The sequence below is a fragment of the Nostoc sp. DSM 114161 genome, assembly GCF_052692665.1.
The window spans coordinates 1,746,040-1,771,582 of sequence record NZ_CP195141.1 but is presented as its reverse complement, the minus strand read 5'-3'; the positions used below and the strand labels follow the sequence as shown (position 1 = coordinate 1,771,582).

General features: G+C 39.4%; 23 protein-coding genes. 12 read left to right on the top strand and 11 right to left on the bottom strand.

From position 1 onward, the window contains the following. Positions 1–118: 118 nt before the first annotated feature. On the top strand, positions 119–433 hold the full coding sequence (locus NSTC745_RS07540; RefSeq protein ID WP_445636597.1) for a YkvA family protein: 315 nt from the start codon (positions 119–121) through the stop codon (positions 431–433). Between the two features lie 136 nt (positions 434–569). On the opposite strand, the gene NSTC745_RS07535 is transcribed toward NSTC745_RS07540, so the two are convergent. Continuing rightward, on the bottom strand, positions 570–3,776 hold the full coding sequence (locus NSTC745_RS07535; protein ID WP_445636596.1) for a glycoside hydrolase family 15 protein: 3,207 nt from the start codon (positions 3,774–3,776) through the stop codon (positions 570–572). A gap of 346 nt (positions 3,777–4,122) precedes the next feature. On the opposite strand from NSTC745_RS07535, the gene NSTC745_RS07530 reads away from it, so the two are divergent. From NSTC745_RS07530 to NSTC745_RS07520, 3 genes are all read left to right on the top strand, one after another. Continuing rightward, positions 4,123–4,257, top strand: coding sequence for a hypothetical protein (locus tag NSTC745_RS07530; RefSeq protein WP_255264324.1), 135 nt, complete (start codon positions 4,123–4,125; stop codon positions 4,255–4,257). Between the two features lie 622 nt (positions 4,258–4,879). After that, on the top strand, positions 4,880–6,232 hold the full coding sequence (gene mgtE / locus NSTC745_RS07525) for a magnesium transporter (RefSeq protein ID WP_445636595.1): 1,353 nt from the start codon (positions 4,880–4,882) through the stop codon (positions 6,230–6,232). A gap of 208 nt (positions 6,233–6,440) precedes the next feature. After that, positions 6,441–7,490: an aspartate carbamoyltransferase catalytic subunit gene (locus NSTC745_RS07520; protein WP_445636594.1), complete on the top strand. Its 1,050-nt coding sequence runs from the start codon at positions 6,441–6,443 to the stop codon at positions 7,488–7,490. Here NSTC745_RS07520 and NSTC745_RS07515 read toward each other — a convergent pair. Beyond that, positions 7,487–8,062, bottom strand: coding sequence for a Uma2 family endonuclease (locus NSTC745_RS07515; protein ID WP_445636593.1), 576 nt, complete (start codon positions 8,060–8,062; stop codon positions 7,487–7,489). The genes NSTC745_RS07520 and NSTC745_RS07515 overlap by 4 nt on opposite strands. A gap of 283 nt (positions 8,063–8,345) precedes the next feature. Between NSTC745_RS07515 and NSTC745_RS07510 the strand changes: the two genes are divergently transcribed. After that, positions 8,346–8,786, top strand: a complete 441-nt coding sequence (locus tag NSTC745_RS07510) for a pentapeptide repeat-containing protein (RefSeq protein WP_445636592.1) — start codon at positions 8,346–8,348, stop codon at positions 8,784–8,786. A 113-nt stretch (positions 8,787–8,899) separates the two neighbouring features. Here NSTC745_RS07510 and NSTC745_RS07505 read toward each other — a convergent pair whose 3' ends face one another. The 7 genes from NSTC745_RS07505 to NSTC745_RS07475 form a co-directional block, all read right to left on the bottom strand. After that, on the bottom strand, positions 8,900–10,240 hold the full coding sequence (locus NSTC745_RS07505) for a TldD/PmbA family protein (RefSeq protein ID WP_445636591.1): 1,341 nt from the start codon (positions 10,238–10,240) through the stop codon (positions 8,900–8,902). Positions 10,241–10,462: 222 nt separating this feature from the next. Continuing rightward, positions 10,463–11,935 (bottom strand): TldD/PmbA family protein, encoded by a 1,473-nt coding sequence (locus tag NSTC745_RS07500; protein ID WP_445636590.1) that lies wholly within the window; start codon positions 11,933–11,935, stop codon positions 10,463–10,465. Between the two features lie 362 nt (positions 11,936–12,297). Next, positions 12,298–13,122 (bottom strand): glycosyltransferase family 2 protein, encoded by an 825-nt coding sequence (locus NSTC745_RS07495; protein WP_445636589.1) that lies wholly within the window; start codon positions 13,120–13,122, stop codon positions 12,298–12,300. A gap of 40 nt (positions 13,123–13,162) precedes the next feature. Continuing rightward, positions 13,163–14,464 carry an NAD(P)/FAD-dependent oxidoreductase gene (locus tag NSTC745_RS07490; protein WP_445636588.1) on the bottom strand — a complete coding sequence of 434 codons (1,302 nt, stop codon included), beginning with the start codon at positions 14,462–14,464 and terminating at the stop codon, positions 13,163–13,165. A gap of 75 nt (positions 14,465–14,539) precedes the next feature. Continuing rightward, complete coding sequence (locus tag NSTC745_RS07485) at positions 14,540–14,896, bottom strand: EamA family transporter (protein ID WP_445636587.1); 357 nt, start codon at positions 14,894–14,896, stop codon at positions 14,540–14,542. A gap of 34 nt (positions 14,897–14,930) precedes the next feature. Beyond that, the gene (locus NSTC745_RS07480) at positions 14,931–15,314 is read right to left on the bottom strand and encodes a DMT family transporter (protein WP_445636586.1); all 384 of its coding nucleotides are present in this window, start codon (positions 15,312–15,314) and stop codon (positions 14,931–14,933) included. 2,183 nt (positions 15,315–17,497) lie between these two features. Further along, positions 17,498–17,752, bottom strand: coding sequence for a hypothetical protein (locus NSTC745_RS07475; RefSeq protein WP_445636585.1), 255 nt, complete (start codon positions 17,750–17,752; stop codon positions 17,498–17,500). 305 nt (positions 17,753–18,057) lie between these two features. Here NSTC745_RS07475 and NSTC745_RS07470 point away from each other — a divergent pair, with 305 nt between their 5' ends. The 4 genes from NSTC745_RS07470 to NSTC745_RS07455 all read left to right on the top strand — a co-directional run bounded on the left by NSTC745_RS07470 (position 18,058) and on the right by NSTC745_RS07455 (position 21,546). Beyond that, positions 18,058–20,217 carry a Tex family protein gene (locus NSTC745_RS07470; protein WP_445636584.1) on the top strand — a complete coding sequence of 720 codons (2,160 nt, stop codon included), beginning with the start codon at positions 18,058–18,060 and terminating at the stop codon, positions 20,215–20,217. Between the two features lie 13 nt (positions 20,218–20,230). Continuing rightward, the gene (locus tag NSTC745_RS07465; RefSeq protein ID WP_445636583.1) at positions 20,231–20,596 is read left to right on the top strand and encodes a 2Fe-2S iron-sulfur cluster-binding protein; all 366 of its coding nucleotides are present in this window, start codon (positions 20,231–20,233) and stop codon (positions 20,594–20,596) included. A 213-nt stretch (positions 20,597–20,809) separates the two neighbouring features. Beyond that, positions 20,810–21,208 carry a phage holin family protein gene (locus NSTC745_RS07460; protein WP_445636582.1) on the top strand — a complete coding sequence of 133 codons (399 nt, stop codon included), beginning with the start codon at positions 20,810–20,812 and terminating at the stop codon, positions 21,206–21,208. Positions 21,209–21,354: 146 nt separating this feature from the next. After that, positions 21,355–21,546, top strand: a complete 192-nt coding sequence (locus NSTC745_RS07455) for a YqaE/Pmp3 family membrane protein (RefSeq protein ID WP_096535234.1) — start codon at positions 21,355–21,357, stop codon at positions 21,544–21,546. A 428-nt stretch (positions 21,547–21,974) separates the two neighbouring features. Here NSTC745_RS07455 and NSTC745_RS07450 read toward each other — a convergent pair whose 3' ends face one another. Further along, on the bottom strand, positions 21,975–22,775 hold the full coding sequence (locus NSTC745_RS07450; RefSeq protein ID WP_445636581.1) for a histidine kinase: 801 nt from the start codon (positions 22,773–22,775) through the stop codon (positions 21,975–21,977). Between the two features lie 179 nt (positions 22,776–22,954). Between NSTC745_RS07450 and NSTC745_RS07445 the strand changes: the two genes are divergently transcribed. The 3 genes from NSTC745_RS07445 (at position 22,955) to NSTC745_RS07435 (ending at position 24,852) form a co-directional block, all read left to right on the top strand. After that, on the top strand, positions 22,955–23,179 hold the full coding sequence (locus NSTC745_RS07445; protein WP_445636580.1) for a hypothetical protein: 225 nt from the start codon (positions 22,955–22,957) through the stop codon (positions 23,177–23,179). A gap of 116 nt (positions 23,180–23,295) precedes the next feature. After that, complete coding sequence (gene petJ / locus NSTC745_RS07440; protein ID WP_445636579.1) at positions 23,296–23,631, top strand: cytochrome c6 PetJ; 336 nt, start codon at positions 23,296–23,298, stop codon at positions 23,629–23,631. A 201-nt stretch (positions 23,632–23,832) separates the two neighbouring features. Further along, a complete protein-coding gene (locus tag NSTC745_RS07435) occupies positions 23,833–24,852 on the top strand; it encodes an aldo/keto reductase (RefSeq protein WP_445636578.1) in 1,020 nt (339 codons plus the stop codon). A gap of 462 nt (positions 24,853–25,314) precedes the next feature. Here NSTC745_RS07435 and NSTC745_RS07430 read toward each other — a convergent pair whose 3' ends face one another. Further along, complete coding sequence (locus tag NSTC745_RS07430; protein WP_445638552.1) at positions 25,315–25,434, bottom strand: TPR end-of-group domain-containing protein; 120 nt, start codon at positions 25,432–25,434, stop codon at positions 25,315–25,317. Positions 25,435–25,543 lie beyond the last annotated feature (109 nt).

Here is a 25,543-nt window from a genome sequence, read left to right as displayed (position 1 = left end):
CCTGCCTCCGCACTCCCCTTTAGATTTGTAGCGTCTTCCAGACTAATTAGGGCGGTTATTCCCACCGTGAGTTTAAAAGATAATTTGTCAGAATTAAAGATAACTGGAGGTCCAAAATATGAAATTTTCAATTCAATCAGTTTATACCTGGTATCGTAATTTGCTTCGTAACCCTAAATACCGCTGGTGGGTAATTTTAGGAACATTAGTTTATCTGGCAAGCCCAATTGATTTTCTTCCTGATGTTTTCCCCATCGTTGGGCAGATTGACGATGTTTTCCTTTTGACACTGCTAGTAAGTGAGGTGTCCGGGTTAGTGATTGAAGGCTGGAAAGCTCGTAAAGGCGATTTAAATACAGAAGCATCGAGTACCACTGAGGGTTCTACCTCCACTGCAAGCACCATTGATGTCGATGCTGTTTCTGTCAAGTAGTTTTAATAATAAAATACAATTTAATAAGCCCCCTACTTTTGGCGTCCGAAGTAGGGGATATTTTTTTAACGCAGAGCGGCGCAGAGGAAAACGCAAAGGTTCGCAAAGTCAGAGTTAGAGGTTGTTGGCTATGCGTTTAAAAATCTTTCACAAATTCCGTTAAATATCGGAAAGCCTTCAAAATATAACTAGCGCAATCTGTAGGAGAGGTGTTGTAAAACGATCGCCACGCACTGGCCTTATCTTCATCATAGCGATCGCGTTTATCTGGATGATGTTCTAACCATGCCAATCTCACTGCATGACCGATTAACACATCTAATACTATATATTCTTCGATTTGCAGCTTGGGATTATTAGCGGCGATCGCTGCTAATTCTATTAATGCTTCAATATTAACTTGGCGGTATTCTGGAGCTTCAATTTTATTTAGCAGATGTTCGACTAACAAAGCAAAATTCCTTTCTCCCGCTGTCATTTCTGACAACATCACCTCGCTATCTAAACGATTGCGACGCTCTAATTTATCGCCAATTACCAAACCTTTGCAATGTTGCATTATTAGCCAAACTTGCTTAAAAAAGTCTTTTGGTACTCGTCCTGTCGTCCCCTCGCTTTGGCGAAATCGCCGCCAACCACCTGAAGGAACTTGCATTTCTTCTGAAATTCCTGGTGACACCACCCAATCAATATCGCTTTCTTTTTGCTTGACGTGTAATGATTCTTGCTGGCGTAACAGGTTACTCATGCCAGTATATCCAGTTAATACTTGACGCAAGCGCATTTTCACTTCAAAGGGTGGAAGTTGCATTAAGCGATCGTATGCTTCATCTTGAGTAACATGTAATTCCTGCGTAAGTTCGCTGGTAATCAATAAAATGAGATAGCCGACTCTCACCGTCAGTAGTCCCTGAAATAGTTCGGGTTCCGATTTGATTAGGACTCCGAGATAGATTAAAATTTCTTGGGTAAGGACGCGATCGCGGATATCTTCACGACAAAAATGACTAATCTTATCAGCAATCTCATGGTGTGACATGGGTACGGTAATTAAGGAAGCTTCACTGTAAGCCCTACCCACAGCAATTTGCTTACCTTGCACCAAAATACTCGTCACCGCATCTGATAAGCTGATATCAACCATTTTACGCAACCCCGCAGCCCGACGTACCACCGCCCAAATGCCTAAATCTCCAGCTTTGGTGTAAACTTCATCTAGTAAATCGGCTACGGTGACAGCATGTCCGGGGCCGCCATATCCTGTATCAAATTCGATTCCTTGCAAACGAGTCAAAGTTTGTAATAGCTCAATTTGCTCGTAAAGATTTTCTGATGAGCGCAAATAAGAAAGCAATAATCCTAAGTTGGTTTCACACTCCATCTTAAATTCTTGGGTATGTCCTAAGCGCCAGTTTTTCTCAGGATGATAAGCCAGATAATAGCAACGCAGTCCGGCATTTTTCACTGGCGATAGAGAAAATTCCACATCTTCAAGAAAATCAATTCTTTGTATTCCAGCTGTTAGCATTAACTGATTTAGCCGCCCTAATTTTACTTGCACGCCGTTACAAATTCCATCTTTGAGTTCTTGCATCAATTCTAGTAATGCCTCAAAACCAATTTCTAACATGGTATGGGTTAGCATTAAAGTCAAGGTAGGACGCCCTAAATCGCTCCAATATTTTTGAATGTAAGCTAGTTCGCTTCTGATTTGATCTAGCAGAAAATGGTAATCGAGGGTTAAGTAAAACTGCTGGGAATCTAGGAATGATGGCAAAAATACAATTGTTTGATTGCGAATCCGAAATATTCTCGATGTTGTTAAACTCCGCAACCGTCGCACTGGACGCCCAGTTAAACCAAGTTTGTTGTTACGTCCAATTTGGGTATAAATATCTGAAAGTTCCCCAGCTTTTCTGACCTGGATTGGTTCTATTTGGGTGGGTGTTTGGGCTTCAATTCCATGAACTTCTAGTTTGCCTTGTAAATCTTCATCTTCTGCTAACAAGGCAATTTGTACTAATACTTCGCGCTGTTTGCCAACGCACAAATGTCTCCCTAAAGGGTCGATATCACCAACTGCTATTAACCCTTCATTCAACATTTGACCGAGGAAATATAAACTTTGCGCCCACACTAAAGGAATATTCTCATTAGGTAAACGTGGTTGAGTTTGGGGTGTTAATTTTTCAGCTTCTACGTTTTCGGCAGGAACATAATAGAGTTCTGGCAGCAAATATAATCCATTTTGCTCTATAAGTAATGTTGATAAAAGTTCTTGGTATTTTGTAACTTGTTCTTGCTTGCCACAAAACAATCCATCTAAAACTAAATAAGTAAAAAATAACGGCCATTCGCATTCAATATGCTCGAATTGCTTGAGTTCCCAAGGTTCGTAATGCAAACGTTGGCTGTCTTCTAAAACGGTTTGGTGTCCATCACGTAGAAAGCGTTTGCAGCCATATTTACCTGCGAGTTTGTTGATAATATCGTTTAAAGTGCGATCGCGCAGTTGTAAGTCTTCCACTGCAAAGGCAGGATAACTAATAATACTCAACAGGGCCGCGTCAATTTCTTTGGAACCAGATTCTCTCGGTAATAAGGATTCTAAAGTAATTCGAGCGCGGGCAATTTCATCTGGTAGCACATGAATTACTGATGCTTGACTGCCACGCACACCAAACAAATCCAGCCCATTCATCGCTTCTAAAGCTGCTTTTGCCATGCCTACGGAACTGGCATTTAACTCAGCATTACCATGATTAATTTTATTACCGCGTTCCCAAATACCATAGTCTGGTGTGCGATAAGCTCGTCCAATGTAGTAAACCAAATTTTGAACGAAATTAACTTCATCAATCGTATAAATAATTTGCAATCCCGTAGCGGTCATTTGTGCCAAGATCAGTAAAAATAAAGATGTGGCATCAAGTTGTAAATGCCCCCATTCATCATCACCAACAACGATGTCCCCTGTGCTGGTATTGTATTTGGCGTGCAGCCCATCCAGTAGCGATTGAGTATGTTTAAATGTCTCTACTTTATGAGCTTGTCGCATCATTGCAAACAGTAACCCCCGCATCAGCTTGATGACACTATGTTCTAGTTCGTAATTGTGTCCTTCGTGGTCATCAATCTTGCGGTATGCAAGTGCTAAACCCCAAACTGCCAAAATGCTGTAAACATTGTCCCGCACCCAGGCATCTGTATAATCGCCGTGGGCTGTAATTGCTGTACTCGCAGGCAGTAAACCTGTGATGGGATTTTGACGAGCGAGAACGATCCTCTTTATTTGTTGATAGTAATACTCTAGGCGAGTTTGCAATTCGGTAGATGTTTTCATAATTTTGTTGGCAGGAGCATCGGAAGTTCTATCCTGTGGCTGTGAAGCGAACGACCTAAACTTAATTAGAATAAGTTTTGTAATGGTTGATGGGAAACAGCCCAGGGTGGTGTGAGTTTATTATTATCTCGTGTTAACAGGCTTCTAGGTACTGAATTTTAGTGAAGTTGGACTCAAATACAACATTTGTTCAAATCTTCATCAATACTTAGATAAATTTATACCGATCTTCAATTTGTTTTTGATAACTTGAAAATAGGCAACGTTAGCCAGAAACACATCGAGCACATCAGTAGGTATAAAAACCTTTTAACACAACAAAAGCCTATCTAAAAGGAGATTAATTATGTCTCTGCGTTACAACGAAAATCATGCTCAGTTAGTGAAAGTGGTTTACTCTCAAGTGAAAGTTAATGGAAAAATTGAATTAGTACCACTAGAGTTATACGCTGATGGTTCACTTAAGCGTTCTATTGGGTAAGTGAAAGTAAGTAATTCTCTATTGTCAACTTAAAGCAAGCTCTAGTTTTTTATTTTGTAGTAAATATATGTCGAAGCCTCTCCATTTGTATGGAAGAGGCTTTGAATTTTATGCGAAAAATAGTATTGACCAAGTTATTAGGGCAGGTTATTTTTACTATTGCCTATTGCCCATTATCTATTGCTTTAAAAAAAGTTGCTAACACGCGATCGCCTAGATAAACATACAGTTGTTATACGCTTCTATATATTTATCTGAATTATTTAAAATTGGGCAATACTAAATATTTTAGCTGTATGAAGTTAACCAGGAAATATATTGATTAGCTTGACACAGATGCTAACAGTAGTAAAATCTACTTTAAGTTACGCGAAAATTACCTGAAAATCAAGGCTTGAAATTGGTTACTGGTGAAGAACGTCACAAATTCCCGATAAGATTACCCAGTATCTACCGGAGATGGCGATTCCGGGTTAGGATGATGACTAGCGATGCCCTGATTGGATATCGATATTGAATTATTGAGATTTTATGGGCCAAAGTCCCCAAGATGGCAGTATCAACCTCCTCTGAGCTGTGAGGCAGTCTCCCAGCGCGGGGGAGATATTAGGAGGTATGTATCATGCTCACACAGGAACTTAGGGATGCACTGATTGATGCTACCGATTTAAATCAATTGAAATGGGATTTAAATCGGTTACAACCAGTGGATGTAGGGGAATACATTGAACAATTGTCTGAAAAACAACGGGCGATCGCATTTCGTTTGCTCAACAAAAATCAGGCAATAGATGTATTTGAATATCTGCCAACAGAGGTACAAGAAGAGCTAATTAATTCCCTACATGATGTACAAGTAGCGCAGCTTGTAGAAGCGATGAGTCCTGATGAAAGAGCAGAATTATTTGATGAATTACCTGCTGGAGTAATCAAACGGCTGTTAAAGGAATTGAGTCCAGAACAAAGGCAAGCCACAGCAACAATTCTCGGTTATCCCGAAGGCACCGCTGGCCGAGTCATGACCACCGAATATGTCCGGTTACGAGAAGGATTAACTGTAGGTGAAGCCCTCAGTAAAATCCGCCGTCAAGACGAAGATAAAGAGACAATTTACTACGCCTACGTCACAGACGACAACCGGACACTGGTGAGAGTGGTTTCACTGCGCCAGTTATTGTTTACCTTTCCCGATGTTTATATCAGAGATATTGCCAGCGATCGCGTCATTAAGGTGAGAACCGAAACTTCCCAAGAAGAAGTCGCCCAAGTCATGAAGCGCTATGACTTAATCGCTATTCCCGTAGTCGATCGGGAAGACCGATTGGTGGGGATTGTCACCATCGATGATGTGATCGATATTTTGGAAGAGGAAGCCACAGAAGATATTCAAAAACTTGCAGGTGTAAGTGGCGATGAAGCTGCTTTGTCTTCTCCTTTACTCACCATCCGCAACCGCTTACCCTGGCTGTTGGGCATCATGGCCTTGTATATTGGTGCAGCTAGCGCGATCGCTCCTTTTCAGTCTGTAATTTCCGCAGTGCCAGTTCTCGCAGTGATCATGCCGATTTTTTCTAATACCGGCGGTACCGTGGGAATCCAAGCATTAACCGTGACAATCCGGGGCTTGGGGGTGGGAGAGGTGACACCGAAAGACACTGTGAAAATTCTCCGCAAGGAAATCTTCGCTGGTTTAGGTACAGCACTGGCTTTAGCCACAACGATGATTTTGCTTTCCTTGATTTGGGCGCGACCCCAAGAACGATGGGTGGCTTTTATTGCCGGTATGGTCATGGCAACAAATACAATAGTAGCCGTGACTCTTGGTACTTTATTGCCAATGGCTTTGAAACGTTTGAAGCTCGACCCTGCCTTGGTTAGCGGCCCATTAGTGACTACAATGCTAGATACAATTGGCTTTTTAACATTCCTGAGCCTCATTTCTCTAGCTTTAAACGTTTTTCACTTACCAACATGAAGGGATTGGGGCATTGGGCATGGGTATGGGGAAAGGGAAAGGGGTATGGTTCGACCCTTCTCTACGAGAGGCTTCGCCAACGACAAAGCTCAGGACAGGCAAGCTCACCAACTGGGGAAAAGGGGAAAGATTAAATTTATTCCTTTAACCTTTTCCCTTTAACCTTTTCCCCTGCCCATTTCCCATGCCCCATGCCCAATATTAAAATATGCCTACAACAACCTGGAATCGTCACCACGTTCTTTCCCTCGCTGACTTCACGGCGGCTGAATACGATACCGTTTTGCAAACTGCGGCTTCTTTTCAAGAGGTGCTATCGCGGCGGACGAAGAAAGTGCCAACGTTGCAGGGACAGGTGGTGGCAAATTTATTTTTTGAACCCTCTACCCGCACCCGTAGCAGTTTTGAACTTGCTGCGAAACGCTTGAGTGCGGATACATTGAACTTTGCCGCAGCCACGTCTTCTATGACTAAGGGAGAAACTATTCTCGACACAGCGAAGACTTATTTGGCTATGGGCACTGATATTATGGTAGTCCGGCATAAGGAGGCGGGGGTACCAAATGCGATCGCTCAAGAAATGGATCGTTTAGGTGTAAAAGTTAGCGTGCTGAATGCTGGTGATGGTCAGCACGAACATCCATCCCAAGCACTGCTAGATTTATTTACCATTTGTAGTTTAATTGACCCAAATCATCCGCGACTGGAACTTTTAAAGGGTAAAAAGATTGCGATCGTTGGGGATATTTTGCATTCTCGTGTGGCGCGATCGAATATTTGGAGTTTTATCGCCAGTGGCGCCCAACTACACTTGGCAGCACCACCCACACTTTTACCCAAGCTATTCGCCGAGTACATCTTGGAATCAGAAGGCAGAAGTCAGAATTCAGAATTCACAAATCAGGAGTTTATTACCTCCGCGTCCCCTACTCCCCAACTATTTCTTCATTGGCAGCTAGAACCAGCTTTACAAGATGCTGATTTTGTGATGACTTTGCGCTTGCAAAAGGAACGGATGACTGCTCATTTATTACCAAGTTTGCGAGAATATCATCAGCTATTTGGCATTACAAGCACAAAACTGCAACTTTGTAAACCCGATGTTAAAGTTTTGCATCCAGGGCCAGTAAACCGTGGTGTCGAAATTAGTTCTGAGTTGATGGATGACCCAGAATTTAGTCTCATTCAATCGCAAGTTACCAGCGGTGTTGCCGTTCGGATGGCGCTGTTGTATTTATTAGGCAGTGGTAAAGCTTAATAACAAGATAAATTCAAGGTAAATCGTGGCAATACATCTTCACCAGATAATTGTGTAGGCAGATTTCGCAATTCTACATTCTGTCCTTGGCGGTAAATTTCTACTTGCTGCTGTTGGGGATTAATTAACCATGCCAATTTCACCCCTGCATCCAGATATTCCTGCATTTTCTGGCGCAGCATTTCTAAATTATCTATTGCTGACCTTAATTCAATGACAAAATCCGGTGCAATGGGGGGAAATTTACGTCTTTGTTCGGGAGTGAGTGCTTGCCAACGTTCTCGTTGCACCCAAGCAGCGTCAGACGAACGGTCTGCTCCATTGGGTAATTTAAAGATGGTAGAGGAACTAAAAGTATAACCGAGGTCAGTTTGCCGATTCCAAATGCCCAAATCAATTATTAAGTCGGCTTCACGGTTACCACTTTCTCCTCCAACGGGCGGCATAATTATCAATTCTCCCTTAACCGTTCGCTCAAATTGTAACTCGCGGTTATTTTGACATAACTGGTAGAACTGTTCGTCTGTGAGGTGAACTGTGTCTAGCTTTAATGTCAATGGGCTGGTAACCATAAAGTTAATTTCAATAGTGGCGACATAATACCATTTTGCAGAAATTCGCGCTGTCGAGATCCCCTAATTTTTCACGAATTATTTAGGATTACGTATGCCTAAAGTTATTGGTAACAATCTTTTGATTTTAATACCATAGGATTATTTTAGGGCAAAATACATGGTCTCAAAGATATTATCTCTTCTTCCGATCGCATGAAGACGCAACTCTGGAATTTTGGGAAGATTTAACTATAAAAGTCAAGAATTTCATGGCTTTTAGAAGTGTCGGAGGTAAATAAATATGAAACCAATATTTTTGACGGCAGCAGCTTTACTCACTACGCTATCTTTTGCTGCTCCTATATCCGTCAAAGCTGAAAACTCCGCCCCTGTCCGGCGTTTGCTGGAAACTAGAGAATGTTTTGGATGTGATTTAACAGGAGCAAATCTCAAAGGCGCTCATCTAATAGGTGTTGATTTGAGAAATGCAAATTTGAAAGGTGCCAACTTAGAGGGTGCCAACTTAGAAGGTGCTGATTTGACTGGTGCTAATTTGAGTTCTGCTAATCTTGAAGAAGCATTCGTTAGCGATACTATCTTAAATAATGCTAATCTCACCAATGTTAACTTGAGTAATTCTCGTTTATATAATAGTGATGTAAATGGTGCAATTTTGGCTAATATCGATTTAAGCGGTGCTGATGTATTTAATACTGCTATTAGCGTTGGTGGTGAATATTAATCAATTTTGGATTTTGGATTTTGGATTGACTCTGTGTAGAAACTTCAGAAAATATTAAACAATTTTGGATTTTGAATCTGACAATCCAAAATCCAAAATTTAAAATCTAAAATTTATTCACCAGTAATCGCTAGTTCATTCACCCAGATTCTTGGACAAACTCCCCCTGGTGTTAACTCCACCTCTTTTTCTACATAAATAATTGACTTCAACAGTTCCAAGAAATCACCAGCTACTGTTGCTGACTCTATACTCGTTTTCACACCTTTGTTTACTAACCAACCATCAAACGGCAAGGAAAATGAACCTTGCAATGATTTTACCCCTGCATGAAGGGCCCGTAAATCATCAATAAGAATTACGTTTTCCGCAGTTTCTAAGCTAAATTCTTGCTCAGGCGTTGCTGTCGTAAAAACGTGATAAAAATTGGGGCTGACGCTGACTTTTGCACCAATACTGGCGTTACCTGTAGGTTGAGCATTTAACCTTTTGGCAGTGCCGGCACTATGGAGAAAGCTTTTTAAAATGCCATTTTCAATCAGCGAAATTTGACGAGTTGGAGTACCCTCACCATCAAAACTTTCTGCGCCTATGTTAGCTGGATGTAGTGCATCATCGTAAACTGAAAGCAGAGGGGAAGCAATTTCTTTGCCTAAATCGTCAGGAGTAGATAAACTTTGTTTATCCAAAATATTTTGGGCATTGAACAAGTTAGAAAAAGCGCCCAACAAACTTAAAAAAGCTTCGGGTGAGAAAACTACCCGATATTTTCCACTTTGAATTTTTTCGTAATTCAAGTGGCTGATAGTTTTGTCTGCGGTTTCTTTGATGCAACCATTTATGTCTAGATTCTCTAAACCGTGGTTGATTCTAAAAGCACCTGCACTGCGAGGTTTTTTTCCTTCTTCTTCTGTTTTACTGTAAAGATAAATTGACGCAAACGAGTGAGATTCAGTTCTGAGGGCACCGTCGCTATTGAGATAAAATCTATCAATATCTCTTTGGGCTAAGCTATTATACGGTACACCTTGAATTGCTGGATGGGCTGCTAGTAATTCTTTTTCGGCTAGCAATAGTTTGTCTATAAGTTCAGCTACGGGTGCTTGGGGTGCTTTGTTTTCAGGTTTGTTGGGAATAGGAATAGTAGCTTCCGGGCTAAAATCAGGGACATTTTCTTTAACACCAAAAAAACTGGCTTCGTAAGCAGTTTTCAAAGCTAATTCTAATCCTTTGGGATCTACGTCCGTGGTGCTAGTGACGCCCATTGTATTATCTTCATTCCAGACACGAACGGTAACGCCAGAGCGATTTGAAGCTTTGACTTGTTTTGGCTCTCCTCGATCTACTTGCACGTTAGTATCATCTACTGTTGAGCCATAAATGTCAAATTTTTTGATGCCAAGTCTATCAGCATTTTCCTTGGCGTAATTTGCGATTTCATTGATATTCGGCATGACCAATTTGAGATTTGGGATTTGAGATTTGGGATTAGCAGCTATTTATTTGGAATATTAGATTTAGGATTTTGGATTTTAAGGTATTGCACATAAAACTCTTATATTTAGGGCGGGCTTTCCGGCCCACCCCACAAGAAATGTAGAGTTTAATATTATGCAGATTTAGATGTAGCTTTGGCTGGTTGAAAATCCAAAATCAAAATCTAAAATCCAAAATTATTATCTTCCGCCCACGGTAATAGAATTAACTTTGATGTGTGGTTGTCCGACTGTGGTGTAAATACTGCCGCTGACGGAACCACAAAAACCTGGGGCAATTTCTAAATCTTGGGAACACATGGAAATTTTATTCATAATTTCCGTGGCTTCACCAATCAAAATTGCTCCTTTTAATGGCTTGGTAATTTTGCCATTTTCAATCAAATAAGCTTCATCGACACCAAAGTTAAATTGACCTGTGGCACCAACGCTACCGCCACCCATTTTTTTACAGTAAATGCCTTTATCAATAGAGGCAAATATATCTTCAATGGTGTAGTCGCCAGAATCAATATAAGTATTACGCATCCGGCTAGCGGCGGCAAAGGTATAGTTTTGGCGGCGTCCGCTTCCCGTTCTGGGGTGTCCGGTGAGTGTGGAACCTGTTCTATCTGCTAAGAAGTTTTTGAGAACGCCTTTTTCAATTAAGAGGGTTCTTTGGGCGGGCATACCTTCGTCGTCCATATCAATTGTTCCGAAGGCATTGTCAGAACGTCCTTCATCCCAAGCTGTTAAACTTTCGTGGGCAATTTTTTGGCCTTTTTTATCAGCAAAGGGAGAGGTATTGCGTTCGATTTGAGTGGTTTCTAGGAGATGTCCGCAAGCTTCGTGGAAGATTACGCCGCCAAAGTGATTGGCCATAATTATGGGGTAAGTTCCTGATTCCACGTAATCTGCATAGAGCATTTTCCCAGCAGATTCTGATATTTTCTCGGCAGCTTGTTGATAGTCCCAGGTTCTTAAGAAGTTGGCATCGCTGGTGTTACCGGCGCGATCGCCAATTGAGGTGCGATTAGCACCATCGGCACACAACAGGTTAAAGCCTACTGATTGAGTGAGGCGAATGTCACGGGCAAAAGTACCATCACTGGCGGCGACTAAAACTTCTTGCCAATCTCGAAAATAACTAGCGCGGCGCGATTGGATGTGGCTGGCTTTTTGTTTCAGGTAAGCAGTACCATCAAGGAGGACTTCTCCCATTTCGCGGATGGAACTACACGCTGGTAGCCAAGCATCTTTGCCTCTTTTGGTGGCGTAATCTCTGAGTAATTCGAGGTAGATTTCCGGAATGAAGGAACTAGGTGCGGGTAGGTGTAACCCCAAAATCGAAAGACCTTTTTCTAAGGCTGCTTTCAAACCCGAAAAGGAAAGGTCATTAGTGCTGACGTAGCAGTCGGCTTTACCGCGAAAGACTCTGACTCCGGCGCCTGTAGACAAACTCGGTGAAATGCTGGTGATGGCGTCGTCTTCTGCAAGAGAACTAATGTAGTTGCGACGTTCTAAGAAGAATTCGATGAAGTCAGCACCGGCGGCGCGTCCTAGTCCCAGGAGGGTAGCCAGTGGGGCTTCCCAGGTTTCATCGAAACGCTCTGGGGTGGAAGAATATTGTAGAGTGGGAAGTTGATTCGAGAGAAGTAGCGTACTTGTAAGCATGGGTAGCCTCGTCTGCTGGCGGAATTCAGAGATTTGACTGAAAAATCCTGGTGTGTTCAGTCTAACAAATGAGTGAAAGCCACAGTTGGCAGTAAGGCAGTGTGGATTTCCCTCCTATTACAACAATTTTGAGCTAACTAAACCATAAAGGGGCGCACGGTGTACGCCCCTAGAAGAGATTGTGGTTCAAATAAACGAGATGCCTTATATGTATTTAGTTTGCACTTTTGTTTACCAAAAGTACCACAAAATGCTAACAGGTATGGAGTGATAATTGCGAATTCGGAATTAATATAACTCCTACAAAATATGTAATTTTATTTGCTGATAAGGTTAATTCGATCCAGATTCTCCTCTTAGGTTTATTTACGATTTGCTATTTTCAAGGGAATTCTTACTGTTTCTCGACCATCGAAAGTTCGATCTAAATTCGGAACTGGTCTTGGGGATGATATATTTTTAAACAAAACCTTCAGCGTGCGAACAATAGTTTTAAGAACTTTCATTTTGCTGGCAGTCGGCTTTTGATCGTATCTCAAAACCATTGGAATTTCTACAATTCTCGGTTTGAATACTTTAGCTTTGAGCAGTAAATCTATCATGCAAGCAAATCCACTTTCTGTGAAGAGATTGTCGCCATAATAGGCATCAAGTTTACTGAGCAAAGTCCGGTTATAGAGTCTGTAACCACAGGTGTAATCTCTAACACCTGGAACGCGAGCTGCAATTCTAAATAGCCAACTTGCTCCGTAGCTCATGAACTCTCTAAATTTTGATAAGCCGATGACTTTTGAGCCTTTGCGATATCTAGATGCGATCGCAATATCATAACCATCAGCGATGGTAGTGTCATACATTTTGATTAAGAGTTCTGGTGGTTGAGTATCATCGCAATCCATTGCGGCTAAAAAATCACCTTCTTGAGAAATTTCTAAGAAAGTTGTGAAGCCTGTTTTAATTGCTTGACCTAAACCACCATTTTTAGCATGTTGTACCAATTTCAGCGATACACCCAGCGATTGAGATTGTTCTATGGCAGTTTCAGCAGTGCGATCGCTACTGCCATCATCAACTAAAATCAGCTGGATGTCCATCTTAGAGATTTCCTGCAATGCCTGAAATCTTTTGAACAATGGGGGAATTGATGCTTCTTCGTTGTATGCGGGTAAAAGAATAAAAAGAGTCATAAATGCCTCGTGTAATTTTGAAAATACCAGTACTCAAATTTCAAGAATTTAGTAATGTTGATTTTTTGAGGAATTCATCAACATGTCTGACCACAGCGTTGTTATTAACGCTATCATTCACGAACTGTGATGTATTCACAACAAAAAAATCAGCGTTTTCAGTACTCACTTTAGGAACAAGATTTGAATAGTTTAAAACTTGTAGTGGTTGTACCTTCATCGCCCTATTTATGTGTGCTGCTACAATGTCATCTTGTTTGAGTTCTGGAAACATCAAACGTATACCTTGGAAAAATACTTGTCGCAATTCATCATCTGGCTGTTTTAACAATGGGTCGGTAGAAAGGATATATTTTGGTAGGAATGTCATGTGATATCCCGCAGTTTCTTGCAAAGAAACTAGGTTACTCATGCCGATAACTCCAGTAAACGGAATATTTCTATCGGCAATATTTACTACGTAATAAGGAATTAAAGCCTTACGAGTAATAAGTGTCATGCAAATTACGCCCAGGTACTCTACTGTTTCACTTTGGGAAACTTTCACTAGGTCATTTGCAACAACTTGTTGTAGGACATTAACCGGGCCGGTAAATATGACTTTATCAAAATGTTCTTTTTTCCCTTGAGATTCTACCCAAATTCCACCTTCTTGAGCAGGTGCAATATACTCTACCGCAGTACTTGTGCGAACCTGACCTCCAGATGCCTTAATTAATTCTTCTAAACGGTCTATTACAGTTTTATAACCGCCAGAAACATAACCAAGTTGTTCTTTACTTAATGAAGAATCCCGCGCTGAAAACAATCTTCTGATGTAAGCCCAAATAAAAACAGCTGAGATTCGCTTATAGTTTTCTCCTAATTTTGAAAGAAGTAAGGGTTTCCAAAGCTTTTCGTATGTATTTTTACCACCAAGTTTTAATAGCCAATCTTCAACTAAAATCTTTTCTAGACGCTGCCAATCATTGATGCGCGAACCATATAAAAGAGTAAAAGCTAATCTAATTTTTCCAATCAGCCCAAACAAAGGAAAACGCAAAAATTCTATAGCATTACTGATAGAATAAAACTTTTTATTGTCATAAAAACCCGTTAAACTACGATGCCAACGTAGTTTATCTCCAAGACCAATATCTCTTATAAAATTTATTAAATGAGTATCAGAAGGTAGAATAACGTGATAAAAGCGATCCCAGGTAAATAACCCGTAATCATGATAGGTAGTAAGTCCACCAAGCTGCTTGCTGTTATCAAAAACAGTTACTATATGTCCTTGGTTTGAAAGGCGTTGGGCTAATACTAATCCAGTTATTCCTCCACCAATGATGCCTATTTTCATAAACTTAAATATTTCTTGGGTATGTTGTTCAAATTTATCTTTCGACTTTGTTAAAGGTGATAGCTGATTGAGCTATTAATGTACAACAAGTATTACACCAGTGATGATAATTGAAATTCCTAGCCACTGGCTCAATACAACCTTCTCTTTAAGAAGATAGTAAGAAGCAATAGGTATAAGTGCATACATTAATCCCAGAACTGGAAATGCTTGGCTCAGAGGAACTGTCCGCAATACATACAGCCACAATAAAGTCATGAATCCATAGCAAATAAACCAAATCGCAAAATAAGGAGAGAATACCAAATTGCGAATCGATGCGCTTCCTTCTTTGCTAGAGTTGGTTATGTAAAGTCCGTACTTTAGGGATACATTAGCCACTGTTCCAAGCAAAACTACAAACATTAAATTTAGCCAGTTTATGATGTCCATTTTTTAATACTTTCTGGGATAGTTAACTATAAAATTATTGTGACTTCTTTATGGGAATAACCACTAAAAGAACACCAGTAAAAATAGTGAGAACTCCTAATATTCGAGTTAGTGTAATTACTTCATTAAAAAAATAATACGAACCTAAAAATATGCCGACATAGTTTAGGCTAGTTACTGGATAAGCAATACTCAGTTTTACTGTTCGCAAAGCTAATATCCAACTTACTATTCCTAAACAATAAACAGCCACAGATAATGCCAATTGCTGAAGAAATTGCCAATTCAATAGTCCTGCATGGCTATTGCTCATGGTATGTTTCATCAGCAATTGTCCAGAAATACTAAATAAAATGCTAACCAGTAAGATAATATAGGAAGTTATTTGAAAACGGGAATTTTGTAATATAGATCTCATAATATATTTACCTCAATGGTAATAATAAGTATTAACTTAAAAATTTTGGATTTCGGTCACACTTTCCCAGCAATTTGACCTCTCATTTCAGCAAATAGACAAGAAAATTCAGAGGTTTGGGTTGAAGGAACTGAGATCAAAATGACCATTGAAGCTCATGTCCTAAAAGTTCAAAACTAAGTAATATCAACTTTGGATATATAGTTGTCCATCATGCCAGCTTGCCATATTTCGCAGCCAATCGCCCACACTTCATGACTATTAGGAAATGTAACACACTATACACGTATACTAAAGATTAACAGCTTTGCCAACAATTCCTTCTAGATAAAGTTTACCAATGGGCGATCGCTATATTTGGTGAGGATACTCATTCTTAACATTTCAGCCAGTAAACATGGATTGTAAAAATTTTATCAATCCATCCATTAAGTTTCATCAGTTTTATGTATCTTCCTGTAGAAATCTGGTTGAATACAGTACTGAAATTGTCAAGCTATTAACTTTATCTTTTAGAACCTACTCAAATTAATAATTTCCTGCAATTTAGTAGTGGAGAGTTTATTAATTTTTTTGCTCCTCTGTATAAAGTATCTTCAACCTCACATATATAGTTGTGAGCTAGGCTGGAAACTAAGTCGCTGAATTTGTTTTTCTGCTCTATTTGGACATCGAATACAATAATTAGCAAAATATCTTAAGCTCTATAGTAAAATCTTGAAATAGATGAATTACTTTAGAGCTTTATCGAAACTTTACTCAATGTCTAAACTCAAGCTCTGATGAGAGGAAGCGTTAATCTCAACTAAGGCAGGCTAAGACGATTCGGATTTCATAGCAATTGAATTAGGATTCAAGTGTTTTTACATTATCGGTGTTACGTCTAATTGATTTTCGTTGATTTTTATTGATTACATATAGTTTTTACTAGAGTTGTTTCTCAAAAGTTATTGCTACATGTAATTACTTACTAGAATACCACGAGAAAAGCATGTTGCAAATTTATCGCTGTACTTCATGAAAAATTTACTTGTTGAAAATCTACTTAAACAAAAACTTCATAAAATAGACAGTCTCTTCTATGTAAATTTTTACTTGCTTGCATTGTGTATTTTTATTGGCTTTTGGCTCCTGAACTTCTAAAAAAGGCAATTCCACATCAAAAATTTACTTTACTAAAATCCATCTAAACAATAAATTTATAAGTAGAATGACCCAAAAACCGAAGTATGTAACGGAAAGTAAAGTTGCTCAAAAAGCTCTTCCCTTCTGCCTTGTGCTTCTGCTTTCTGCCTCGTCATCACGACGATTTTCAACACCGACCTCCTTACACTAGACTAGCCAGAAAAAGGTAGTAGGGACTAGGGGAGGAAACCTTTTTCATTGTTAGTTGTGGATTTTTACCGTCAGTAGTTTCCTTGAAATCAGTCATAATACATGGTACATTGCAAGGAAGAGAAATTTTCATTTTTCTTTGTGAGTGCAGATCGCAGAGTCTGTTGTATCAATCATTCTTGGTCTGATATGAAAGTGCCAAGGAGAAAGCTAAAAGCAGAACTTTTACAAGAAACCTAATAGACTTATCTGCTATATAAATTTTTATTTCGTCAAAACTGGAAATTTATAAAGCACTTTTTCGGTAATAAATTTGCCGAAGTTGCAATTTTCTTTCAGTTCTAAAGAAATTATAAAGCCTAAAGTTTATTTTGCCATAGCATAATTTTCAGAATAGTAGCCGAGGTGATAGCTAAAGATAGAACCAAAAGATACTGCTTTCAAGCGGTAAACACAGACAAAAAAGTAGAAGTTGAATCGTTTTTTCTCTAACTGTAATAATTTACCAATTTAGATATTTGAGTTCTCACTTTCTTGCTAGTTTGTTTGGATACACAGTAAGTAAGAAAATCATACTTTGGTTTAGATATTAAAACGTGATTTGATACTGGAAATTCTTGTAAATTAAGTCTGGAAAAGTTGACTTACCTTACTTAGGATCGGGTTAATATGGTGAGTAGAATATAAAGCTAGTTTGTTAGGAAATATTTATATTTAAAAAGTCAGTTGAAATAAATCAAAACCATGCTCACAGGTCAAAAAGCCGCGTTCATGGCTTGATTTGAGCAACTATCTGGATAATTGGCAGCATTTTCGAGTTGAGAGAAATTTAATTGTGTCGGTTGCGATCATTTAGTTTCTCTAGGTGATTTTTGTGTAAGTTGAGTCGGTTTTGAGTCATTTTCTTGCAAAAGCTTGTTAGTAATAGCGAAGACAACTATTAACAATGCAAACTGAATCTGCCAGGGTGCTAATACTAAACTTAAAATGAGGCTAATAGCTGCAAAAACCCCGGCGAGATATGCAATTTCATCAGTACTCTTTTTAAATAGGTAGCCAGTAGCTAAAGCCGTACACAGTGGTATCAGGAAAAACAAAGCCATTGTCAATTACCTATGGACTAAAAATGTGGTGTTTATAAAAGTTTTTGGAATTGTGGTTAATTTTACATCCAAGAAGGTTTTAGCCACAACAGTCTATCGATATAAATCTTAGTAAAAGTCAAGATTATGCAATCTCTTATTTTACACCCTAGTCGGGCGACAAATAGTCCTACGGCCACGTTATCGTGGTTAAGGAAATCAAGGAAAAAAGTCATCCAGTAAATTAGCTTAAAACTTTGGGCTGGTTTCGGTAAAACGATTTAGCATATTAGCTTTAGGAGTAGCATTTTCAACTGTAAGACTCGATGCTGAACATTCCTCAATTACTGGCAACTGAATTAAACCTCAAACCCCACCAAGTACAAAACGCGTTAGAACTTTTGGCGGAGGGTGCAACGATTCCGTTTATTGCACGCTACCGTAAAGAGCGCACTAATGAAATGAATGAAGTGCAACTTCGGGAACTAGCTGATAGATATACTTATTTAACAGAACTAGAAGAACGTAAGTCTGTCATTTTAAATGCGATCGCCGAACAAGGTAAACTTACAGACGAACTCAAAGCGAAGATCGCATCTTGTTTACAAAAAACAGAACTTGAAGATCTATACTTACCGTATCGACCAAAGCGACGCACCCGCGCTACCATCGCCAGGGAAAAAGGACTCGAACCCCTAGCGGAATTCATCAAGTCGCTAAATGCCAAAAACGCTGTTAATGCTTCTTTGGAGGAAGCAGCAGCTAAGTATATTTCGGAAGCCAAGGGAGTAAAAACACCAGAAGAAGCGCTCAAAGGTGCTGCTGACATCTTAGCGGAAGAGGTCGCTGAAAAAGCTGAGTTACGCGCACATATCCGCGATTATTTTCTTGAAGAAGGAGTGTTTGTCTCCCGCATCAAAGATGATTACCCTGAAGGTACAACCAAATTTGAGATGTACCGAAACTATCAAATCAAGGTAAAAAATATTGCACCCCACAATATGCTGGCCTTGTGTCGCGGTGAAGCAGAGAAAGTATTAAGCTTTGAAATTGCTTTCGATGAAGATACGGTACTTTATTATCTGGAATCTCAAGAAATCAAAACTAAAGTCCGAACAATTCGCGATTTTTATCAAGCAATGTTAAAGGATGCATTCAACCGTTTAATGAAAGTATCTCTAATGGGAGAGGTGGTTTCTGAGAAAAAAACCTACGCAGATATAGAATCAATCAAGACATTTGAAACAAATCTGCGGGAGTTGTTGTTGTCTGCACCAGCCGGAATGAAACCAACCCTAGCCATAGATCCCGGATTTAGAACTGGGTGTAAAGTTGTAGTTCTGGACGAAACGGGGAAATTTTTGGAATATCAAGCGGTATTTCCTCACCAAGCAGCCGAACAAAGGCTTAAAGCTGCACAAACCATCAAAAATCTGCTTGAAAAGTACAAAATTGAGTTAATCGCCATTGGTAACGGTACAGCATCCCGCGAAACAGAGGAGTTTGTTTCGGAAGTTCTCCAAACTATGGAACGCAAACCAGTTAAGGTGATAGTGAACGAGTCTGGTGCATCTATATATTCTGCGAGTAAAGTGGCGTTGGAAGAATTTCCCAATTTAGATGTTACCGTGCGTGGGGCAATTAGTATCGGCCGGCGTTTGCAAGACCCCTTGGCGGAACTGGTGAAAATCGATCCCAAATCCATTGGTGTGGGACAATACCAGCACGATGTCGATCAAAAGTTGTTGAAAAAGAAATTGGATGAAACTGTAGAAAGCTGCGTTAACTACGTAGGTGTAGACTTAAATACCGCCTCCAAAGAACTGCTAACTTCCGTCTCAGGAATTACCGCAGCAGTGGCTAATAATATTGTTGCCCATCGCAACCAAAACGGAGCCTTTAAAAATCGCCGTCAACTGTTGAAAGTTGCGAAATTGGGGCCAAAAGCTTTTGAACAAGCAGCGGGTTTTCTGCGAATTCGCGGTGGTGACAATCCATTAGATAATACAGCAGTGCATCCAGAGAGTTATGCTGTAGTAGAGGCGATCGCATCGGATTTAAATGTGCCATTAAATCAGGTGACGCAAATTGCCGAAAAACTCAAAAAAACCAACCTGAAAAAATACGTAACCGATACCGTCGGGGAACCCACACTGCGCGATATCCTCAGCGAACTCGAAAAACCAGGGAGAGATCCCCGTGCTGAGTTCAAGTACGCCACCTTCAAAGAAGGAATTAAGGAAATTACCGACTTAAAGGAAGGAATGGAACTAGAGGGAATGATTACCAATGTCGCTAACTTCGGTGCCTTTGTTGATATCGGCGTACATCAAGATGGTTTGGTGCATATTTCCCAACTTGCGGATAGGTTCGTTGACGATCCCAAGAAAATTGTAAAGGTGGGACAAGTTGTGAAAGTGCGAGTACTAGAAGTCAACGAGAAATTAAAGCGAATTAGTTTGTCGATGAAAGCAGTTAAGCAATAATTAGAAACAGCAAATGGCAGTTTATCAAGTCCGACTCATCAATCCTAGTCTGGGATTAGATTGCACCATCCAAGTACCAGACGATGAATATATTTTGGATATAGCAGAAGACGCTCATATCCGCCTACCATCTGGGTGCAAGCAAGGCGAATGTTCTGCGTGTATCGCCAAACTTATCGGTGGTGAAGTCGATCAAAGCGAGCAAAAATTTCTGCGTCCAAGTGAAATACAGGCTGGTTATGTTGTTACTTGTGTAACTTATCCGCTGTCGGATTGTACTTTAGAAACCCATCAAGAACAAGTTTTATATAAATCAGCCCTTTACTATAAACCTGAGTCTGGAAAATCTGAGCGATCGCGACCTTCTAGCATTAAATAAATATTAAATTTTTTGGGTGGTTAAAGAAATGTAACATTACTTGAAAAACATTACACAGTAGGGACGCATAGCTGGATGTTCCTACTGTAGTTTTTTACCGTTCGACCTAAGGATAGAAGCAAATTCTATCTTTCAAGAGAGGTTAAAATCTAGTGCCTAGTTAAAGATGAAATAAGAAGTTTGAAAAGAAAAAATCTTTATTAGGTAAAAACAATGTTGACGCCATTTTTAACAGCCCTAGCTACAGCTTTAAGCTTATTAATTGTTGATTTAATTGTTCCAGATGTTGACATTGCTAATTTTCCCGCAGCTTTAATTGCGGCTTTCGTAATCGGTTTAATAAACGGTTCCTTAAAGCCGATTCTTTCTACACTTTCTTTGCCACTCAACTTTTTAACTTTTGGAGCATTTTCCCTCATCATCAACGGTTTTTGCTTCTGGTTAGCAGCCGCTTTAGTGCCTGGGTTCTCAGTTCACGGACTTATAGGTTTTATCCTTGGGCCTGTAATTCTATCTTTTGCTAACACCTTGATTAACAACTACTTTGTTGAAAGAAACCTGTTAACCAGTGGTGGAAATGTCAAAACACAAGGTGAATTACCTTCTAGATAAACATCGGCAGGAGTAGAAATGCTAATTGACTCGCGTCTCTACTCCAAACAAAATTTCCGAATTAAGATAACTCATTAGATGGATTTTCTAATTCGGTCTCTTTTGGAGAATGAAATTAAACAAATTTACACACTTGTAACAACATCATGAAATTAGTTCGTTATCTTCTCGGTTTGTTAGTGCCTCCCTTAGGCGTTTTCTTGACAGTTGGAGTTGGGCCGACATTAATTATCAACATTTTGCTCACACTTCTCGGTTGGCTTCCTGGTAGTATTCATGCAGTTTGGGTTATTGCCAAGTTTGACGAACAAATGAGCCGAGAAGGACGTATTTATTAATACGCAACAAGATTAAGTTTAGTAATCTCAAGTGCGTTAGGCTAAAGCCTGACGCACCATTTTATATCATGTGCGGGTAATTAGTTATGATTTCAGTAATCATTAGACCCCACCCCTTAATCCCCTCCCCTTGCTAAGGGGAGGGGAGACAAAGCACAGCTTTGGCGGGGTGGGGTTCTTTGGGTTTACTAATTAACCGAACATGATATTATTTTAAGAATAATACGAATACATTAGTAGAATAATGTTTTTGAACGTGAAACAATTGTGAATTTTAAATTGACCGCATAACTGTTTCTTGCGCGTGAGCAAATTTTAAATTTTAGATTTGATATTATTTCCACAGATTACGTAAATTAACAGGTGCGTTAGCCTTTGGCGTAACGCACCCTACGAGAAATGAGTTAATAGATAAATACTAAAGCCGTCTATTTGTGGATAGTTTCCCGTTCTTTATCAGCAGGTTCCTTATCTTTGAACAAGTCAGCCGCACTTAACAGTAACTCTCTCAAAGTTTGTTTAATTTGGTACTCTTTTCTAGCTAAAGATGTACCTGCTTCACCTAGCTTGTCTTCTAACTGCGATCGCTTTTGTTCTACCTGTGTAGCAAGAGTTTCCGCTTGGGGACGAGCTTGATTGTACCAGTGTTTGGCTTCGTTGAGATAATCTTGAACTTCCATAGAACGTCCGCCATAGCGTGCAGCCATATTAGCTCGAACAATTGCTAGCTGTGCTTGCAGTTGCGCGTAACGTTTCTTTAACAATGCCATTTCGTCGCTATCTTTAATGGCATTGATAGCAGAATCAATCGCAGTTTTGGTACTAGCAGGTTTTTCCTTACTTGTTTCTTCAATCTCTGCCAAAATTACATCAACTTCTTGCTGGAGTTGTTCTTCTTCACCATCTAGTTGAGCCTGTAGCCGTTTGATATCTGCCTGAGTTTTAACAATATTTTCGTGTCTTTGACTATTAATTCCTTCCAAGGCTCCTTCAATGGAAGCTGTTACTTCATCTTTAAGTTCGCTACCTTTTTCTTGGAAGTTGTCAATCACAGCAGAAACGGCATCTTTAACAAGAGTACGAATTTCACTAGAACCTTGTTTGAACTCAGAAGCTACTTGAGAAACTGCGGATTTGACAATTTCCCGAATCCTTTCAGTTCTTAATTGTCCGGTTTCTTTAGCTTGTTGTAAGTCTGCTTGAATTTGTTGTTTGATATTGTTAGGCATTTTCAACTCTGGAGATTTTACTAATTGGGATAAAAATTTATAGACATGCTTCTACATACCCATTGTGGCGTAGGGTTATTATGCTTGGCACATCCTTTAGATAGAAAGCCATAATCCTAAAGAGGTGTTACCTATTTGTGAGATGATGAATATTTGTTGCTAATAATTGAGAATCAAATATGTGGCGAGTAAATATTAGTTGTTCTGGCGATGCATGGAAGGTATATGGTACTGAATTTAAGGCGATCGCCGAAAAATATCAAGGTGAATTAATTGGTTCTAAAAAAATGCCAGATGGCACCCGCATCATGTCATATAAAATTGAGGATGTTAGCGATGCTGAAGCTTTTCAGGAAGATTGTACGCAATTTGCTGGATTCACATCTGATTTTGAATCGCTTTAATACAGGAGAATTTAGAAGTAAAACAGCCTTGATTCGTGGGGGTGAGACTTAGTTTATTTTGTATTGATTATGACAATTGTTTTGGCGATCGCTATTTCAAAATCTGGAGAAACTGAGTGAAAAAACTCTTAACATCGGTATTAGTAACTTTTTTATTATTGGTAAGTACTTTGACGTTCCCAGCTAATGCAGTAGATACAGCTAACGGCGAACAAATATTCAGCGTTCATTGTGCTGGGTGTCATATTAATGGTGGTAACATAGTCAGGCGAGGTAAAACCCTCAAAAAGCAAGCACTTAAGAAATATGGTATGGATTCAATAGAGGCAGTTACATCGATAGTTACCAATGGTAAAAATAATATGTCAGCTTATAAAGACCGCTTGACCGAACAGCAAATTCAAGATGTTGCTGTTTATGTTATCGAACAAGCTGAAAAAGGCTGGCATTAAAAAAAGTTAGGAGTTCAGAGTTGGGAGTTAAGAGTTAAACTTTAACACTTAATTATCTCTAGCAGTGCTAAATCATTCATAATAAAGTAGAAAAGTTAAAAAGGCTGTAAAAATTCTTGCCAACTCATTAACTATTAACTCCTAACTCCTAACTCCTAACTCCTAACTCCTAACTCCTCACTTCTAACTCCTAACTTGAAAATGAACTTACCCGCAGCTAGTCGTCTCCAATTCACTCCTGATTTAAACATTTGCCGCATATTAAATGGGATGTGGCAAGTCTCTGGCGCACACGGACGCATCAATCCCCAAGCTGCCATTGATACTATGTTCAAATATTTCGATGCAGGCTTCACAACTTGGGATTTAGCAGATCATTACGGCCCCGCAGAAGATTTTATCGGTGAGTTTCGCTGTCAACTAGTTGATACCCGTGGCAAAGATGCTTTATCTCAAGTACAAGCTTTTACAAAATGGGTGCCTCGTCCTGGCAAAATGACCAAACAATTCGTCGAGGAAAATATTGATATTTCCCTGAGAAGAATGAATGTGCAATCATTAGATTTGATGCAATTCCATTGGTGGGAATATCGAGATAAAAATTATCTAGATGCCCTCAAATATATGGCAGAATTGCAAACTGAGGGCAAAATTAAGCATTTAGCTTTGACTAATTTTGACACAGAACACTTAAAAATTATTACCGAAGCAGGCATTAAAATTGTTTCTAACCAAGTACAATTTTCACTCGTCGATCGCCGTCCGGAAGTGAAGATGATTGAATTTTGTCAGCAGCATGATATAAAACTTTTTACCTACGGTACAGTTTGCGGCGGTTTGTTATCAGAAAAGTATTTGGGTAAACCAGAACCGCGAGGATTTGATTTAACTACCGCTAGCTTGAAAAAATATAAAAATATGATTGATGCTTGGGGTGGTTGGCAATTATTTCAAGAGTTGCTTGCTATCCTCAAAGAAATTACTAATAAGCATAAAGTAAGCATTGCCAACGTGGCAGTGCGTTACATTTTAGATAAACCAACTGTGGGAGGTGTAATAGTTGGTGCCAGACTTGGAGTATCCGAACATATAGAAGATAACGCCAAAGTTTTTAGTTTTAGTTTAGATACTGACGATCGCGATCGCATTGATGCTGTTTCTCGTCAATCACGCGATTTGTATCAGATAATTGGCGATTGTGGTGATGAATATCGGCGATGATATAGCAATTCTATTTTAGATTTTAAATTTTGGATTTTGGATTGAAGATTCAAAATCCAAAATTTAAACAGCTTTCAAGCCTCTGAATTCATTCTATGACAGCTATTTTCTTTCCCGGATGTGGAAAAATTCAAATATATCGACCCGCTACAAGTAGAAGCTTACTTAGTCGGGTATTTTTGTTGATAAACTGCGTCTCATCTACACTGAATTAAGCGATCGCAACTACATTCTCGCACTAAAGGCTTACCAAGAACACCTACCCGTTTATTGCACGGGTGACTTAATAAAGTATAACGATATATTTATTCTGAAAAATCCACACAAATTACGCCTGGATGATACTGAATAACGTTCCTACGCCAAGATATTCTTTGAGTGAATATTCCATACAAAGCTTTCGCGTTTTTTCTTGGCTAGCAATCTAGGGCGATTGCTATATTAGTTTAGTCTTTCTAGCGGTTATTGAATGAATGCTTGAAAGCGTTCATCTTCCCGAATACTATCAAAACTTGAGTCAGTTTTTGCTCTATCTTGATATTTTTTATTACTAATAGCAATTGTACGCTCTAGATTTTCAATCGCAAATTCAATAAAGGGGTTAAAAGCTGGGTATCTAACTTTTTACCCATAAACTCTTCTTAAATTTTTCTTAAATTTTTATTTGAAATTAAAGTGTATTGTCCAATAA

What these genes read in the sequence shown, in the direction of transcription:
- NSTC745_RS07540 (WP_445636597.1), top strand. Translation starts at nt 119, where the DNA reads ATGAAATTTTCAATTCAATCAGTTTATACCTGGTATCGTAATTTGCTT.
- NSTC745_RS07535 (WP_445636596.1), bottom strand. Translation starts at nt 3,776, where the DNA reads ATGAAAACATCTACCGAATTGCAAACTCGCCTAGAGTATTACTATCAA.
- NSTC745_RS07530 (WP_255264324.1), top strand. Translation starts at nt 4,123, where the DNA reads ATGTCTCTGCGTTACAACGAAAATCATGCTCAGTTAGTGAAAGTGGTT.
- mgtE (WP_445636595.1), top strand. Translation starts at nt 4,880, where the DNA reads ATGCTCACACAGGAACTTAGGGATGCACTGATTGATGCTACCGATTTA.
- NSTC745_RS07520 (WP_445636594.1), top strand. Translation starts at nt 6,441, where the DNA reads ATGCCTACAACAACCTGGAATCGTCACCACGTTCTTTCCCTCGCTGAC.
- NSTC745_RS07515 (WP_445636593.1), bottom strand. Translation starts at nt 8,062, where the DNA reads ATGGTTACCAGCCCATTGACATTAAAGCTAGACACAGTTCACCTCACA.
- NSTC745_RS07510 (WP_445636592.1), top strand. Translation starts at nt 8,346, where the DNA reads ATGAAACCAATATTTTTGACGGCAGCAGCTTTACTCACTACGCTATCT.
- NSTC745_RS07505 (WP_445636591.1), bottom strand. Translation starts at nt 10,240, where the DNA reads ATGCCGAATATCAATGAAATCGCAAATTACGCCAAGGAAAATGCTGAT.
- NSTC745_RS07500 (WP_445636590.1), bottom strand. Translation starts at nt 11,935, where the DNA reads ATGCTTACAAGTACGCTACTTCTCTCGAATCAACTTCCCACTCTACAA.
- NSTC745_RS07495 (WP_445636589.1), bottom strand. Translation starts at nt 13,122, where the DNA reads ATGACTCTTTTTATTCTTTTACCCGCATACAACGAAGAAGCATCAATT.
- NSTC745_RS07490 (WP_445636588.1), bottom strand. Translation starts at nt 14,464, where the DNA reads ATGAAAATAGGCATCATTGGTGGAGGAATAACTGGATTAGTATTAGCC.
- NSTC745_RS07485 (WP_445636587.1), bottom strand. Translation starts at nt 14,896, where the DNA reads ATGGACATCATAAACTGGCTAAATTTAATGTTTGTAGTTTTGCTTGGA.
- NSTC745_RS07480 (WP_445636586.1), bottom strand. Translation starts at nt 15,314, where the DNA reads ATGAGATCTATATTACAAAATTCCCGTTTTCAAATAACTTCCTATATT.
- NSTC745_RS07475 (WP_445636585.1), bottom strand. Translation starts at nt 17,752, where the DNA reads ATGGCTTTGTTTTTCCTGATACCACTGTGTACGGCTTTAGCTACTGGC.
- NSTC745_RS07470 (WP_445636584.1), top strand. Translation starts at nt 18,058, where the DNA reads ATGCTGAACATTCCTCAATTACTGGCAACTGAATTAAACCTCAAACCC.
- NSTC745_RS07465 (WP_445636583.1), top strand. Translation starts at nt 20,231, where the DNA reads ATGGCAGTTTATCAAGTCCGACTCATCAATCCTAGTCTGGGATTAGAT.
- NSTC745_RS07460 (WP_445636582.1), top strand. Translation starts at nt 20,810, where the DNA reads ATGTTGACGCCATTTTTAACAGCCCTAGCTACAGCTTTAAGCTTATTA.
- NSTC745_RS07455 (WP_096535234.1), top strand. Translation starts at nt 21,355, where the DNA reads ATGAAATTAGTTCGTTATCTTCTCGGTTTGTTAGTGCCTCCCTTAGGC.
- NSTC745_RS07450 (WP_445636581.1), bottom strand. Translation starts at nt 22,775, where the DNA reads ATGCCTAACAATATCAAACAACAAATTCAAGCAGACTTACAACAAGCT.
- NSTC745_RS07445 (WP_445636580.1), top strand. Translation starts at nt 22,955, where the DNA reads ATGTGGCGAGTAAATATTAGTTGTTCTGGCGATGCATGGAAGGTATAT.
- NSTC745_RS07435 (WP_445636578.1), top strand. Translation starts at nt 23,833, where the DNA reads ATGAACTTACCCGCAGCTAGTCGTCTCCAATTCACTCCTGATTTAAAC.